The organism is Marinobacter sp. DY40_1A1 (assembly GCF_016597815.1).
GTDB lineage: Bacteria > Pseudomonadota > Gammaproteobacteria > Pseudomonadales > Oleiphilaceae > Marinobacter > Marinobacter xiaoshiensis.
The window spans coordinates 52682-68294 of record NZ_VCHA01000008.1; the positions used below are offsets into that span (position 1 = coordinate 52682).

The window sequence follows — 15613 nt, forward strand, 5'->3', positions numbered from 1 at the left end:
AAGCATGAACATGCAACAAAAGCTGCACCCAGTCAGGCTTAACGCCCCCTTCTACAAGCCCGAGGGCGGCGCTGGGTTACACCGCTATCTGGATTCGGATTTCATAAATCGATTTCGCCAGGATGTAATTTCGGGGCACCTGGATGGCGAGCCCTTCAGCCAGTGGCAAAACGAAGAGCGACACAGCCAATGGGATAATCGGCCAGTCCTCCGCCTTCCCACCCACCGCACCTTCCACCTGGTTAGCTGCGAAGCAGTTTGTGATCAGCTTGGGCAACCTGCTCTGAATCCACGAAGAGTCACTTCTGCAGGTTTTGTTGTTCGCCGGATAACACCAGAGGGTGAGCAGGCATGGATGCTGGATGGCGGCGATGCCCTTGGCTGGAAGCCAGCCCCCACCCACACTGGGGATCCGGATCTTGACCGCAGGCTCTGTGCCAGCGGTGTACTCGGGAAGCGTGCAGCGAACCCCTCCTACACGGGCGAGCAAACCCACCCTATGCATATCCTCAGTGCCCGGGATATGGAGGGAAAAAACCACACTTTACTCTATGGATACGTGCCTCTGGGGGGCTTTCGCTATCATCGGGAAGCCGAATCTCCAGTCAATACAGACGCTCTGACGGAAGCCGGCAGATTCGATGCACAGCAGTTGCACTGGCCGTTCGGTTTCAAAAATCAGTCTGGTGGCCACTGGCGGGATGAGCATGCCAGTCAGGTAGCTTCCGGAGAGACTTCGCCGGCATTTCTCGGCCTGCTGAAACTCCTGGTAGAGCGCTATCGAGTTGGTTCTGACATAGCCGGGAATAGTGAGTTGGAAGAGCTTTGCTCGAGCATTTGGTTTCACGACATCCCTTCTCACGTTTTGTTGTCTATCCCAGCACAGGAATTACAAGAGGGCGACAGGATCCGGAAATACCGAACCAAAACGGTATTGGCTTACCTGCAAGATAGTTTCGGGCGTGCCCAAAATCCTCTTATTGCCTGGCTGGATCAGCAGGAGGAGCGCTCTTCCAACGGCCTGGAAACGCAGCCTTTGCCAAATCCAAACGGGTCAGGATCTATCTCCTGGCACCTGTATGTTTCTGAGGAGCAGGCTCTGGCCTTCCGACAACTACTCGGCCAGCGTTACCAACAACTTGTACTTGAACAGGCCAGGGAGATCCCGGTGCCCAAGTTCGGTGATGGTAAAAGTGATCTCTACCGGATTATTCCATTCCTCAGAGCCCGTAACGATCAGGGACGCGAACAAATTTACTGGGCAGACGAAGGCAGCCAAACAGAAACGTTTCGGGTAGCCAGCCCCCTGGATCCGGAAGCTTGTCGACCGTCACCTATACCGGTTCCAAGCATGCGGGATCTGCGACGAGGTATGGCTAAAGGCGCCAGTCTTCTCACGCCTTCAGACACTTTCGCCATGCTTAAGCGACTGCGACCAAAAAAAGGGCTTGGCAAGGAACTCATGGGTGGCGAGGTATCGCAATCCGGCATGCAGTGGATACTGGTCTTCAGTTTGCCCGTGATCACCTTGGTGGCAATGATTCTGCTCATGGTGATGGTGTCACTTCTGAATATCGTTTTTTTCTGGCTGCCCTGGGTGAAAATCTACTTACCTTTTCCGAAGATAAACAGGTAACCCGACTATGCAGGCACCTACACCTAACATACAGAGTTGGCCTCTGGGCGGCATTGATGAAAATGGCCAACTCGACTGGGCCAAAGATGATACCAGCATCCGCGAGGTGATGCTGAATATCCTCCTGACTCGCCAGGGAGAGCGCATCCAAAAGCCCACTTTCGGCGCTGGATTACCTGATTTTGTACACCAGCCCAATAACGAAACGACACGTAATCTGATTGCCGGTGTAGTGCGCAAGAATCTTGCACTGCTTGAGCCCAGAGTGGTCGTAGATCAAGTGCTGGTGCAGCCGGGCGGTGCTGAGCGACTTTCGGATGTACACATAAATATCCGTTACCGGCTGAAACATCGCCGGGATATGGCGGAACTCGGTTTCACGCTCAATCTGGGAGCATAAAGAGGACTGTCTATGCCATTACCTGTTCCCAATCTGGATGACAGACGCTTTGACGACTTGGTTAAGGAAGCCAGAGAGCGTCTTGGTGCCCACCTTCCGGAACTTACCCAGATCAGCCCCGGTGATCCGATACACACAATCACTGATCTTTTTGCGTGGTTTACCGAAACTATTCTCTACCGGGCAAATCTCATTCCAGAACGCCAACGGCGAGCCTTTCTGAATCTGCTTCAGGTACCCGTGCGCCCCGCTAAGGCTGCCACGGGCGTTGTGTGCATCGACAGTGCACCAGGCAGTGCAAGCTTGCCTGCTCTTGTGCGAGATGGTGCCCAACTGAGAGGCGGCAAACAGTTTCTGACCGCAAGTGGAGAGTTGCAGCCCACAAACCTGAGCAGCAGAGTATTGATAAAAGAGGTTATTGGGCCGGAAGCTTTGGGCGAATTAGGCATCACGCCCCGAGACTTGAAAGAACAGTTCGGTCTGGCCGATGGGCAAGAGCCTACCCCTTTTCGCCCCCGCCAGTTCAGCGTGGGTCGGGAAACTCTGGCATTGGCTGACAGTCTCGATCAAGCGCTTTACGTAGCCTGCGTCGCCCCAAAAGCTCTCGCAGGCCAACTCAGCGTTCTCAGAGACAACCTGGCTGGCATCGTTATCAACATTGCAATAGCTCCCGCTGATGATCAGCCCGACGATCTGGTCGACAGCATTGCACCCCGGACTCTGGTTTGGGAGTTGGTAAATCAAGGCAACGATGGCAGAACGCGTTTTCTCCCTTTGGAAATAATTGCCGACAGTTCCGGTGGTGGACGCCTGGCTGGTGTTGTTCGCTTGAGAATTCCACGTAACCCGCACCTGCTGCAGAGCTTTACCGATGCAGATCCGATGTTCACCGGGTTTCAGGATTTGCCCCCAGCCCTGGAAGATCCGGAAGAGTCTGCTCGCACCGCTTTCTGGTTGCGCTTGCGATGCCCGGATGAGCCCGGGTTGGCGCTGGGTTATTTGGATCTCAACGGGGTCGATGTTGTTGCCCAAGGCCTCCGAACCAATCAGATAGTCGGCATGGGGACCGGTATGCCTGACCAGGTGATCGTCTTGCCAGACAATCAGGTTGATGCCGCCTCAATTCAGTTGCAAGTAGAGGAAAATGGTCATTGGCGAACCTGGGAGCAGCAAGATTTCCTCGCCGGACAGTCCCCGGAAGCAAGGGTGTACAGGCTAAATCCGCAAACGGGCTATGTGTATTTTGGTGATGGTGTCTCCGCTGGCAAAAGGGTATCTGCCGGGGTCCGGGTTCGTGCTCTCGAATACCGTTACGGCGGCGGCCAGGAAACCAACCTTCCAGCAGGGTCCATAAAGGAAATTGTCGGAAACAGCAGCTTGCGCGTAAGGCACCTGTGGCCATTAACCGGGGGGCGGGATGCAGAAACCGTCGAACAAGCGGAGAAACGCATCCCTAAGTTTTTAACCCACCGCAATCGTGCCGTTACGGCTGCAGATTTCAAAGTAATTACCGAGGGCAATCCTGTTAATCCGGTTGCCCGCGCAGAAATCATTGCGGGTTTTCTTCCAGGCGGCAGCATTCACGCCGTGCGCAGAAATGTACCAGGTGCAATTAGCGTATTCGTGCTTCCACCACTGGCGCCCGCCCTCGGATCCACTCCGCGGCCCACCCGCGGTTTACTCAAGGATGTATTCGGGTATCTGCTTGAGCGTATTACCATCGGCACGGAACTGAATGTGCTGAGTCCCGAGTTTATTCCGGTGGCGGTTTCTGTGCGAGTCGAAGTCAGAGACCGGCAAACGGAACAGCAAACTCTCCAGAATATTCGCGATGCGCTTATTCGGTATTTGTGGCCTCTCGCACCTGGCGGCGCTGACGGTGAGGGTTGGCCCATGGGGCGGGCAGTGAGTGCCAACGAGCTTGCAACCCAGGTTGCGCGGGTAAACGGGGTTCAATCCTGGCATGGACTCGCGCTTTACACCCGGCCTGACGAAAAAGCTCCGTGGCAACCGTTGGATGAGGGAGAGCAGCTCGCACTGTCAGATTACCAGCTACCGGAATTGCTCGGTGTTCGAATCGAAAGCGGGGCAGGCTCTCTGAAACTACCCGACGGCATAGGCCCTGCATCGGGCGAACAGGCGGTATCTGTTCAAGGCATTGCCGTCCCGGTTATTCCGGATCTTTGCTAGGTGAAATATGGACATTAATAGCACCCGGTATTTTCTGCTACGCACCGCCGATGAGTTTTCGAATGCCTCGGCTCGACTGCAGTGGCACCCACTACGCCAGGCGCTGACCCTCGCACAAAATCAAGCTTTGCGCATTCCAGTAATAATGCCCGACACAGCCATGGAAGTATGGAAGTCAGCCACGCCGATGGCACAGGATAGTTTTGGCCAGATTGCATACCTGTCAGATGATCGCACCCGGGTATTGTTCAACAGCGGCCATGGCGACATGCCATTGAGAGACGCCCAACTGGATGAGGTATCACCACCAGATGGCTGTCAGTACCTCGACATGAATCTGAATCGGGAAGGCCTGCTGGCATTGCCATGGAGCAACGGAGAGAACCTGCACGGGCTAACGCTGTTTCATCTGGGAAAACGCTGGCAAGCGCAATGTTCACTACCGGAAAAAGCACACCGGGTCTGGCTGGATCCAGAGAATCGTTCCTGGTGCCTTGGTGCCAGCCAACTCATGCTGTGCGCAGGTGAGCCATTATCTCTGCCCTATAATCCGCAACCTGGCCGCTTCGAACCAGAAACAATCAATCCGGACCAGCTATCAATGTCCTGGCAACAGGCACTGCCTGAAACTGAACACACACTGGCACTTTGCGGCGATGACGAGAACCTGTACGTCCTGGGCACAAGAGCAGACAACGTGCAATCGGTATTCGCCCGCCCATTAACATTGAGCCCGGATATTTCATGGCTCCAGTACGGGATGGATGAGCAACTTCCCCTGTGTATAGACCTCGCCGTTACCAGAGACGGGCGGCTGGCAGCCCTGGCACCAAGGGAAGATGACGACAAGGATTATGCAAACCGGGATTGCCCTGTACTCACGCTGCAACGGGACAATGAGCACGGTAACCACAGGGCGCAGTTAGTTCGTGAACGCTATCCGATGTTGTCCCAAGCCATACCCCGTTTTGTGACCAGTGCCGATGGAAAACTCCGCTATCAGGCCTCTTCGGGCCCAGGATTTGAGGCAAGCCCCGTGCGCCCCCGGGAACTCCACCCTCTGCGCCAGGTTTGCTATGAAAGTGAGTCCAGTGCCCTGCTGGCTCACACACTTGATTCCGGACACCCGGATACCCTCTGGCACAGGGCGTACCTTGACGCCTGTATTCCTGTGGGCTGCAGCCTCCGGCTCTCTGTACGTGTGTATGACCATCCAGACGATCGCACTTCAACTGCGCTTCTCGATCAGCCAATGCCCACGTGGAACAGCTTGCCTTCCGAATTGCCTTTCCAGCCTGCGTTGTCCGGGCACGAACCTGGGCGACGAGGGCTGTTCGAAATCCTGTTGCAGGCACCAGATGGAGAAGTACGGGAACTCCGGGGGCGTTATTTACAGCTGCAGGTGCACTTCAGAGGAACAGCGCGACAGACACCCGCGCTGCATGCGTTGCGCATTTACCACCCACGCTTTTCATACCAACAACGTTACTTTCCTGAGCTATACCAACAGGAAAAGCGTCGTAGTGATGGAGCAAGTACCGGGCCTGCCAATGGTGCTGATGTTCGCGAACGCCTGTTAGCCAGTTTTGAAGGCATGTTGACCCCTCTGGAGGGTCGCATCGCTGCCTGCGAACAGTTAGTACACCCGGATTCCGCGCCCGCACAACACCTGCACTGGTTGTCAGGCGCCATAGGCGCAGAGCTTCCCGGTCACTGGCCACTGGAGCGCCAACGCCGCTGGTTAAAGCACGCAACGGTTATGCAGCAATACAAGGGAACCCTCGCAGCTACAAACCTGGCTCTGGACATAGCCTGCGACGGAGCGGTCAGCCGCGGCGAAATAGTGCTGGTAGAGAATTTCAGGCTGCGTCGCACCATGGCCACCATTCTTGGCCGAAACATGGACGACAAAGATCACCCTCTGACCCTTGGTACCGGTATGAGCGGCAATAGCATTGTCGGTGAGAGCCTGATTCTTGCCGACATCAAGGCCCGGGAATTTCTTTCTCTGTTCGCGCCAGAGTTGGCGGAAGAAGAAGATGAAAACCAGGCCGTAGAAACCTTCTTCCAGGAATACGGCCACAAGGTGAGTGTTGTATTGAACGGGCCCGGGATACTGCTTCGCACTCAGGTCAGCGACATCCTTTCCGACAGTATGCCCGCCCATGTCCAATGGCAATTTGTAGAGAGCGAGCAACCATTTGTTCTGGGCACCTCTCCCCTGCTGCAAGTAGACACTTTTATGCAAAACCGGCCCGCAGTACGACCGATAGAACTTGATAATACCTGGCTTGGACGAGAGGGCGTGCTGCATAACCCTGCAGCGTTTTCCCCTGCTGATGTCCACGCCAGAACCTGATAACAAGGAGGCCACATGAGTAGTGCTGAGGACTTGCCCACACTCGAACAGGACGATCAGTTGGCGGAGCCGCTGCGCCGGGTTGCCTATGAGGCCGGTATGATGCTGGGGCTTGAGGCCACAAGAGACGAGCAGGCTTATCACCGCCGCCGGCTCACACGGCATCAATACTGGCTGAACGGTTACGGCACCCTGGCAGGCATGCGTGTGACCATGACTCCCGGCACCCACGATAACACTGCAGACAGTTTAACCGGCCTGCAGCTTAGGGTGAGCCCTGGAACAGGCATAGACGGTCTTGGCCGGGAAGTCATGATGCACGAAAGTCACTGCATTCGGCTTGCACAGTGGCTTGCGGCTCAGCCCAATGAACGATTACTTGAAGGTTACGACAGCGACGCCGGTGAGCTGTGGCTTAAAGTAACCGTGCGCCACAAGGACTGCCCGATCGCCCGGCAACCGGTTCTTACCCGAAGAATAAATGCGGGCAGTGATGCGGTTCAACCCAGCCGGACGGCCGACAGCGTTGAACTGGAACTGATTCCGGAATTACCTCCTGGCTCACCGGATGGCCGATTTAAGCCTTGGGGAAGCCACAACCCGATACAGGATGAACTGCCAACACTGTCTGGTGATGAACAACAGACGTTAACCGACTTGCAGGCCAGCAACGCAATAGCCGGCAGGCAGTTGGCCCTGCATGCTCAACTGCTTCACTCGCTGGAAGATAGTGGGCTGTCTACACGCAACCTGGCCCATGAACTGGAAAATGGCGCTCGTCTTCTGCTTGCCCGTATTCGTATCGAAACCTCCGATCCGCTGAATACCGTGGTTAATCCGGGTCTGATTCATATCAACAATCTTGTCCGCCCATTTCTGGCAACTGCCAGCCAGCTTGCCTGGCTCGGCAGCCAGAATAGTAACGGATAACAGGCTTAACAAGGAGCGGTTATGAGCGACATACTCTTTCAGCCACTCGGCGATCCTATTGCCGGAGGCGACAACCTGCAGACACTGGCGGACATTGATCCGCGGATGACACGAACCCATTACTTCGATGGCCGTCTGTTGACAGCAGAAGACCTGGAACGCGACCAGATATACCTGGATCAACGGCTGCGGGAAGTTGGCAAAGCCCTGGGCAGCGGCATCATCAGGGGGTTGGAGTTAAGCTTCAGCTCCAATCCTTACCGTCTTATTGTTGAACCCGGCAATGCCATGACACCCGCGGGGAGAGTATTGCATCTTGGTACCAGAATGACGGTAAACCCGGGAGACAGGGGCCTGATATCACAGCTCAACCAAGGCCAGCATACCCATTTAAATCGCGGTCTCTATGCCGTGGTTTTGCGCTATGTAGACGTACCCACGGATATTGCCGAGGTGTTCCCTACAGACCTGAAAAGCCGCCGGGGCTCGGACTATGCTTTGGTAACTGAATCGGTCCAGCTGGGTCTGGTTCCACTGCCCCTTCCGTTACCCGCCACGGATACCCTGCGGTTAAGGGCCCGGCTGATGGCAGAGTTGCTGGACAATAAACTTGCCAGCAGCGTTATACCCGAAGATTCAGTGGCTCTCGGCTTGTTGTCTATCACCAACGACACACCCCAATGGGTCGACAGCGAACTGTTAAGACACCCGGTCCGCCCGGAACCAGACCATGATGACCTGCAAGAGGATCTTTACCGTCAGTACCAGTCACTACTGAACGATATTACGGAGTATCGTGCAGCAGGCGGGCTGGCACAGCCCTTTGCGGCCTCAGACTATTTTCAGGTCATTCCTCCTGCTGGCCGACTGCCGAAAAACACCTTGGACCCTGAAATTGGCCTGCAAAACTATTTCCCGGAATCATTCGATGTTTCTGTCACGCCTGTCAGGACGGCAGACCTTGATCTCATCCGGCGGGAGTCAATGGCGCTTCCACCAATTGATCTTACCAGGGACGCCAATCTCGGCATCATGGTATTGGCACCGCTTTCCGATGCAGATTACCAAACCTTGTCCAGGCAACTGGTATCTGAGACACCGAACATTGAAAGACAATTTTTACATCCGGATCCGTTGGCTTTAAGGCTATACCGAACCCGCGCATCCCACGCTCTTGATACCGATGCCAGTGTTTGGGCCGATATCTGGAAACGAACAGATAGTGACAACCTGCTTTATGTTCGCCGGGCGGTCAGAGTTGCAGAAACAGGTATCAGCGCAATTGTTCTTGCAAAAGGTTCCGATCCTGACTCCCTGCCCGATGCATCTGATGGTGGTACCGCGGAACCTCGACTACCACCTGCGATAGAGGATGAGCACACAGTATTTCTGCGCATGGTGAACGTGCATTCGCTTGCAAAAATACGACAAGCAAACAGTGAAGAAGGAAAAAGAGCCATAAAGGTGCTTGCCGATATTCTGCCAAGAGAACCGAAGGCCATTGGTGCGGTGCTCGACATACTGCTGTGCGTGGAAGCGCACTACAACCCGGTTATTTGGCAAACCCTGGAGCAAGCACAGCAGCGTGGCAATCTGCTCAAACTACGCGAACTTTTAATAAGCGCAGAACCGGAGATAAGGAACACCGCCAAGCAAGTTATTACCGCTGGAACAGACCTTGGCCTTGCGGATGGTTTGCTGGCCCAATGGAAAGAGCGACTGAATGCCCTGCGCTGAGGATGCCACCATGACACTGATCACCCTGAATCGCCCTGTTCGCAGTGACCACAGGCTGGAACGAATTCACATGTTCCCCGGCCGGCACCTTGGGGAACAGGAGCTTGACCGCCAGCAAGCATGGGCAGACGCTCGGTTATCCCAGTTGCTTGTGCACTGCCACCCCGGAATCGTTAATGGTCTTACCCTGGCCGATGAATCGTTGGATAGCCTGACCATTACGCCCGGCCTTGCTGTGGCGGGGAACGGTAAAACCATTCACCTTTACTCTGAACTGAAAACCAGTTGGCAGGCGCTGATCGACCAATATCTGGAGCCTCTGGCAACGGGCGATGCAACCGGGGTGTATTACCTTACCTTGAGCCAGTCACTGCGACATGTAGACAGCCCGCAGGTTGAGCCGTGCCAGCGTTCGGAGTTTGATCCTACCCGTGATGCCCAGCTAATCACCGTGACCACCCTCGCCCTGCGCCGGCTTGCTATCAAGGGCATTTCAGCCCGGGACCAACCACGCTCGCTGATCGAAAACAGGGTAGCAAGTACCGGTGTAACAGCCGCCCTTCTGCACGAACATCCAGACTCGATTCCACTGGCAGTTGTATGCATCGATCCAGGGGCAAGTGAAGAATCACCAGTGCGCTGGGTGTCGCCCGCCACAGGCCGATACCGAGCAATCCCGAACAGCGGTTACCGCGTACTTCTGGAACAGACCAGCACAGCCATAAACCGTGCAATGGAACGCTTTGCAGCCCGTGAGCTGGCGGAATCGGACGATCAGCATGCATTCCTGAGAGAGAACCTGGCTCTGGATTACCTGCCTTCAGCCGGCCAGTTTCCTGTTAGTTGGTTGCGTAATCCGAACACGGGGGAGGCAAAGCTCGACTGGCTTCCAGCACACTTGGCTGTAGATATGGTACCGGTGCCGGAAGCCCGAATACCGGATTTGATCCTCCGCAACCTTCCTGGTCCGCCCATCAGCCTGCACACACCCCGAGGGGAACGGCTAAGATTATTGCTGGCTTTAAAGGCTGCCGATTACCGGCCCGACTTACTGGACATTCCGCCCACTGACAAACGCCTGGAAGATGATCTGTTCCGCTATCACATGCACGCCCACAAAGCCTGGATGCATTGGAAATCCCAGTTCTATCGGCTGTACTACATTGTGATTTTGCCCAGCCACCAGCCGTCAGGTGACACCAGCGAGGAGGAGGGGGAATTGGAGCCTATCATCCACGACCCCTCCAAGCTCGGCGACCTGGGCTTGCCCAAGCCCGATGGTCCACCAGTAGCACCCAAATTATTTTTCACAGAACTCAGAAACAACGCCAAAGGTAGCCCGGAAGCTCCCGTCTACCCATATGATCAATTCGGACAAGAAGGTCCAGACGGACCTGAGGATTACAAGGCATGGCTTGGCCACGAAGGCGACAGTGAAAACCAGTCCCCTGAGCCCGCGAAGCCGAAAGACGATGGGCTCGTGGTTCGCTATGCCGCCTTGTTGGTGGATATCGAAGAAACGCGCAATCAGATTCGCGACTTAACCAGCCGGGGTGGGCGCCTGCGGGACTTTTTGCTGCTGCAACGACAGCAACTGGATGTTCAGTCTGCCTCCATGTCTGCTTTGGCAAACGGCGTGGCGCCTGGCGACAACGCAACGAAGGGGAAAGGCACCTTGCAGTATAGCTACGCTCTGACCCCTGATACCTACAGCCTCGCCACCACTGCTCAGAACACCCAACGAATCACTCAACAAATAAAAAAGTATCAGCAAAGTGGTGCGTTCAAAAATGCCTCTATGGAGCTACTTGAAAGAAGCGCAGTAAAACAAGCAACGGCCCAAAAAGACAGGTTGCTCCGCAAGAATCCAGATAACACCTCAACCTTTGAAATTATGGCACAGACCCACGGCCAACCATTGGCTCCGCTGGCGGGTGCCATACCTGTGGTGAAACAGGCATTCCCGTCATCTGTCTCCGGGTTCACGGTAATGGAAGATGCCAGCCCGGCTACGGCTCAGTATCAGAAAAATCACGCCAAATTACTGGAACTGAGCACTCTTGCCCATCAGCAGCTGGCAAAGGGGGATGCCAACAGTATCTATAAGCTGCTCAAAGCCGACAAACTCATCGACCCGGGAAAACTGGACCTGAACAAAGACGATGTTAAAGACATCATAAAAGACCAGTACGATGCTCTGCTGGATGCGGGCAAGGCATTAACCGGTTGGATAAAAGGTACGGAATCCCGTTTCAACAATCTGGAGCGACGGCGGGAGGCAAAAATAAGCCAACTCACCCGCATGGAAGCTGAAGCGAAGAAACTTTCAGCCAGCATACGCATTGCCCGCGAACAACTGGACAATCTGTCTCAAACACTGGATGAATGCAAAGGGGATTACAGCGTTGCCCAGCAACTGTTAATGGAGGACTGGGAACGGGTTCAGGCTCGAAATGAGGAGCGTACCCGCATACTGACCACTGGTATACGCGGGCTCTATTATGTTCGTGTTCGCAGCGCCGAGACCTCTCTGCCTCCGGCCGACCCTCTGCAACTCCGCTTCAGACAGGGCAACGACAAGATGCCTGCCTGCAATCCGGAGAACCTGTTGGAGCTACCCGAGACTCTTGCCGGCTTTATGGATGCGGTGACGGAAATTCCCCTTGCAGACTGGGGAGCACTGAAGCATTTGATCCCCCAGATACAGCCAGGCTGGAAGATGTCTTTTGCTGACCGGTTCCGGAAGGTTCGGTTTGATAGCAAACGGCAAAACACTAAAAGAGGCAATCTGCCTGCAATTCTTGAATCCCGAATGGGATCCTTGCGCATGAGCAATCAGGCTCTGCTCATCAACTGGTCGCAAGGTTTTATACCCGCCAAGTCCAACAGCCTTCGGCAAGAGCAGAAAGAGACCGCAAAAATACTGGCACTGGATGATGTTAGCAACATCCAGTCCGGCGCTCTGCGAAAAGCAGCAGAGACGCTACGCGATGACCTGGAACTGGCACAGCGCTGCCTGTTACAGCACCTGCGAGGGCTTTCCGGTTCCTTGCGTCTGACCTGGGGACAGTTGGCAGAAGACGACCGTCTGCCGGCAGCAGATGTAAACCGCTGGCCGGGCCTTGAGCGTGCAGAGCAGGAAGATTTCAACCGGGTAAGGACCCTCTCCGAGCTGGTCGACTGGTGGTTCCGGCAACTGACCGATGAGCCATCGCCGAACAGTCGACAGGCCATGGAAAACATGATCCGCGCAACGCTGATTGTGGCTTCTTTGGGAGATCCCGAAGACATTATTCGAGGCGCGGTGACCGCACCACCGCGACTTGTTCGTCTCGGTGAACGGCTCAAGGTACGCCTGAACCGGGCTCCCCTGCCCGGCATGGAACTCCAGCTACTGGATGAAATGCAAAGGGTGACAGCTATATTGACTGTGGAAGATCAGGTTGCGGACAGCACCGAAGTCCGAATCTCCCGGGTCCTGCAGAAAGATATCCATATCAGCACCCGGTCCAAGGTTACCGGCAAGGTGCGGAGGTAACAGGGCATGAGCTTGCACCAGCAACCCGACACCACTCATATCCACAGACTGACAGTGCGTGGGCCCCGGGGTACCCTAAGCAGTTTGCAGTCCCGTTTGCAAGCTGGTAACTGGCCTGCACCATCGGATGGTAGTTGGGTGCTGGTTCGTGAGGTTCATGCTACAGCAAGCACCAATTATCTCGCTGACGAATTAATGGAACGCACTCAGCGACTGATCAACAAGGGTGACCCTTCGGATGTGGTGCGGTTCCCCTGTTTGGCGGCATTGCTTGCAGCTCTGATTGGAGATATATGCAAAGGCTTGGCGCAAGACCGCTGGTACTGGCAGCGCTGGTCCCGATTCTGGCAAATGGCCCCAGGTGACGCAGCTCAGAGAATGATACAAGAACATCCGCAGCAACTAGCCGCAATCTGTCACCAGCTGGCAGTTGAAGGCAACCTTTTGACACTCTGGCAGAAGCTCAGCCCGGCGAACGCCCTGGAAATTTTTTATTCTTTCGCCCATGAGCTGAACGTATCCCCTAACCGCTTCAGCAAAATAATCTCGACGGCGACGACTGGCGAATTTGAACTAAAGATATCGTCAGCCGGGGGGAAACGATGGCAATCTGTATTCGCCACCTGGCCCCATACCGACAGTCGAGCCAGACTTGCGGCATTGATACTGGCTTCGGAATATACAAGCCTGGCCTTACAAACCGCCCCGAATGAAACCCTGGATGAAATTCTGCGGCGATGGGTTCCGATTAGCACCAGCACAAAAGCTCCTGTATCTGAACCAAACCACGAAAATCGCGCCTTTCGTCCAGCTGTTGCAACCCCAAACCGGAATACCGACGCGCCGGAGCAATCTATAAACGTCGATCATGAGCACTCAACCCCCAAGCTGAAAAGATCCGCAACCGTTTTTCTGCACCCCGCGGAACCACTTGCAAACCCTGCGGGCCGGATCATCGATGGAGAGGCCAAAAACCTATCAGTTCACCATAGCGACATACCAGCCTCAGTTGCTGAACAGAATTCAAGCCAGGGTATAGAGACCAACAGAGTGTATACCAAGATGGGCGGTGTGCTTTATCTGCTCAATGTACTTAACCGCCCGCCCATACAAGCTCTGATTGAGAAAGCATGGCAAATAGCTCCTAACGGCTGGTACTGGCTCTATCAACTTGGATGCGAGCTTGATCTGGACTCCGGCGACGCACTTTGCGAATTTCTGGCCGAGCGCCTGGGTCTCGATACGGTAACTGCTCTGGGGGCATTGCCCCCTCTTCCTTACAGGGAAGAAATCCTGTCACTCACAGCGCAATGGTTAAGCCCGGAAGACCTATGGGTTCCGTCCTTAATCCGGGCCCCGGCAGAGTTCAGCTATACCCCCGGGCATTTTGATCTGTATCTGGACAACAGTCAGGTACGCCTGGAGCTTCGGCTGGCGGGACTGGACTTCAATCCCGGATGGCTACCCTGGCTGGGGACAGTAGTGACCTTCCATTTTGACGATTTTCCGCACCTGCAGGGAGCAGTAAATTGAGCAACTACACCATTATTGAGCGGGTCAGCAAAGAAATACGCCAACAAATTTTCGTTGCACTGAGCGAGGCCCCAGGTACCCAATTTTCGGTAACCGGTGCCGCCAGCAATATTGTCTTCGCAGCGCCGGGAGAAAATCTCAACAACCAGGTGGTTGTATGCCTTTACCTTTACAACATCAGCCAGCAACAAAGACAGCGCAACCCCATGCCACTGCGCTCCGGAGCAGGCGAGGAAAAGTTCCCACCACTGCCTGTGCAGCTAAGGTATCTGATGCTGCCGGTAGATAACGAAATCAACAATCAGTTGATGGTGGGCCGTATTCTCCAGCACTTTCACGACCACCCGGTGCTGAAATCGGTTGGCGGCGAACCGCTGGATAGCAGTTTTGGCCGGGAGCAGGATCAGATACGGGTCATACCCGAAGATATTCCAATGGAGCAAATTACGCAGCTTTGGAATGCCTTCAATCAGCCCATGCGACTGGCCTCCTTTCTGCGGGTAGACGGCGTGGCAATCGACTCGCATCGCAGTCCACAGCAGTATGGGCCCGTTCGCGAAACTTACACTGTGCTGGGCCAAAAATAGCCCGGAACAAAGGATGGAGCAATGAGCAACACCCAAGTGATCGTCTCGCAAGCCATCATCAGCGGCCGCATACGTAACCTGATAAGTGGGCAAGCTGTGCCCCAGGGCCTCATGGTTAAGCTTTGGTACCGCCCTGTTCCGGAAGGCGCCGCCAGCCCCGCCGATTACAAACTGTCCAGGCTATATCTCAAATTGACTGCAGATGGGTATTTCTGTTTCTCCGCCAGCGGAGGCTCGGTATTCGGAGGTCGATCCCCAGCGCCTGATATGCAATTCCGGTTGGACATAAACGCCCCTGGATTCCAGCCCCTTAGCCACAGCTTCGAGCTGGGCTCTGAGCAATTGACCAGCATGCGTTCAACCCTTGAACTGGCAGGAGCAGAAGAGGAAGTAACGCGGGTCGCAGGCCCCTTTGAGGATCTGGATGTACAAATCTCACCCTTGCCTCTTCGGCTTGCCGGCCAGGTGCTTAAGGACGGCGACCCGGACACACCCCTGGCCCATGCCAGCGTAACCGTGTCTGCGCCAGAACCAAGGCCGACTGTGACTACCGACGAGCGGGGGTTCTTCATCATCGATAATCTTCCCCTGGCAGGAGAAGTCACAGTGACTCTGAGCGACGGCAACAATGATGTGAACCAAACCCTGGTTCTTGATTACCAGCGACCGGTGAACAGTCACCGTTTCACGTTCCAGTAAACCG

The 15613-nt window shown here is 55.0% G+C and carries 10 protein-coding genes; all 10 read left to right on the forward strand.

What is annotated here, in order from left to right; translation table 11 throughout:
- Nucleotides 1-4 precede the first annotated feature (4 nt).
- The 10 genes from FFI61_RS17060 to FFI61_RS17105 are packed head-to-tail and all read left to right on the forward strand — an operon-like array spanning nt 5 to nt 15609.
- Nucleotides 5-1636, forward strand: a complete 1632-nt coding sequence (locus FFI61_RS17060; protein WP_200205043.1) for a hypothetical protein — start codon at nt 5-7, stop codon at nt 1634-1636.
- Nucleotides 1637-1643: 7 nt separating this feature from the next.
- Nucleotides 1644-2036: a GPW/gp25 family protein gene (locus FFI61_RS17065; protein ID WP_200205042.1), complete on the forward strand. Its 393-nt coding sequence runs from the start codon at nt 1644-1646 to the stop codon at nt 2034-2036.
- A gap of 12 nt (nt 2037-2048) precedes the next feature.
- Nucleotides 2049-4226, forward strand: coding sequence for a baseplate J/gp47 family protein (locus FFI61_RS17070; RefSeq protein ID WP_200371845.1), 2178 nt, complete (start codon nt 2049-2051; stop codon nt 4224-4226).
- A 7-nt stretch (nt 4227-4233) separates the two neighbouring features.
- Complete coding sequence (locus FFI61_RS17075) at nt 4234-6585, forward strand: phage tail protein (protein ID WP_200371846.1); 2352 nt, start codon at nt 4234-4236, stop codon at nt 6583-6585.
- Nucleotides 6586-6600: 15 nt separating this feature from the next.
- On the forward strand, nt 6601-7515 hold the full coding sequence (locus tag FFI61_RS17080; protein WP_200371847.1) for a hypothetical protein: 915 nt from the start codon (nt 6601-6603) through the stop codon (nt 7513-7515).
- A gap of 21 nt (nt 7516-7536) precedes the next feature.
- The gene (locus FFI61_RS17085; RefSeq protein WP_200371848.1) at nt 7537-9252 is read left to right on the forward strand and encodes a hypothetical protein; all 1716 of its coding nucleotides are present in this window, start codon (nt 7537-7539) and stop codon (nt 9250-9252) included.
- Between the two features lie 10 nt (nt 9253-9262).
- Nucleotides 9263-12790 (forward strand): hypothetical protein, encoded by a 3528-nt coding sequence (locus tag FFI61_RS17090; protein WP_200371849.1) that lies wholly within the window; start codon nt 9263-9265, stop codon nt 12788-12790.
- Between the two features lie 6 nt (nt 12791-12796).
- The gene (locus FFI61_RS17095; RefSeq protein WP_200371850.1) at nt 12797-14323 is read left to right on the forward strand and encodes a hypothetical protein; all 1527 of its coding nucleotides are present in this window, start codon (nt 12797-12799) and stop codon (nt 14321-14323) included.
- Nucleotides 14320-14910 (forward strand): DUF4255 domain-containing protein, encoded by a 591-nt coding sequence (locus FFI61_RS17100; RefSeq protein ID WP_200371851.1) that lies wholly within the window; start codon nt 14320-14322, stop codon nt 14908-14910. The genes FFI61_RS17095 and FFI61_RS17100 overlap by 4 nt, the downstream gene beginning before the upstream one ends.
- Nucleotides 14911-14931: 21 nt before the next feature.
- The gene (locus FFI61_RS17105) at nt 14932-15609 is read left to right on the forward strand and encodes a carboxypeptidase-like regulatory domain-containing protein (protein ID WP_200205034.1); all 678 of its coding nucleotides are present in this window, start codon (nt 14932-14934) and stop codon (nt 15607-15609) included.
- Nucleotides 15610-15613 lie beyond the last annotated feature (4 nt).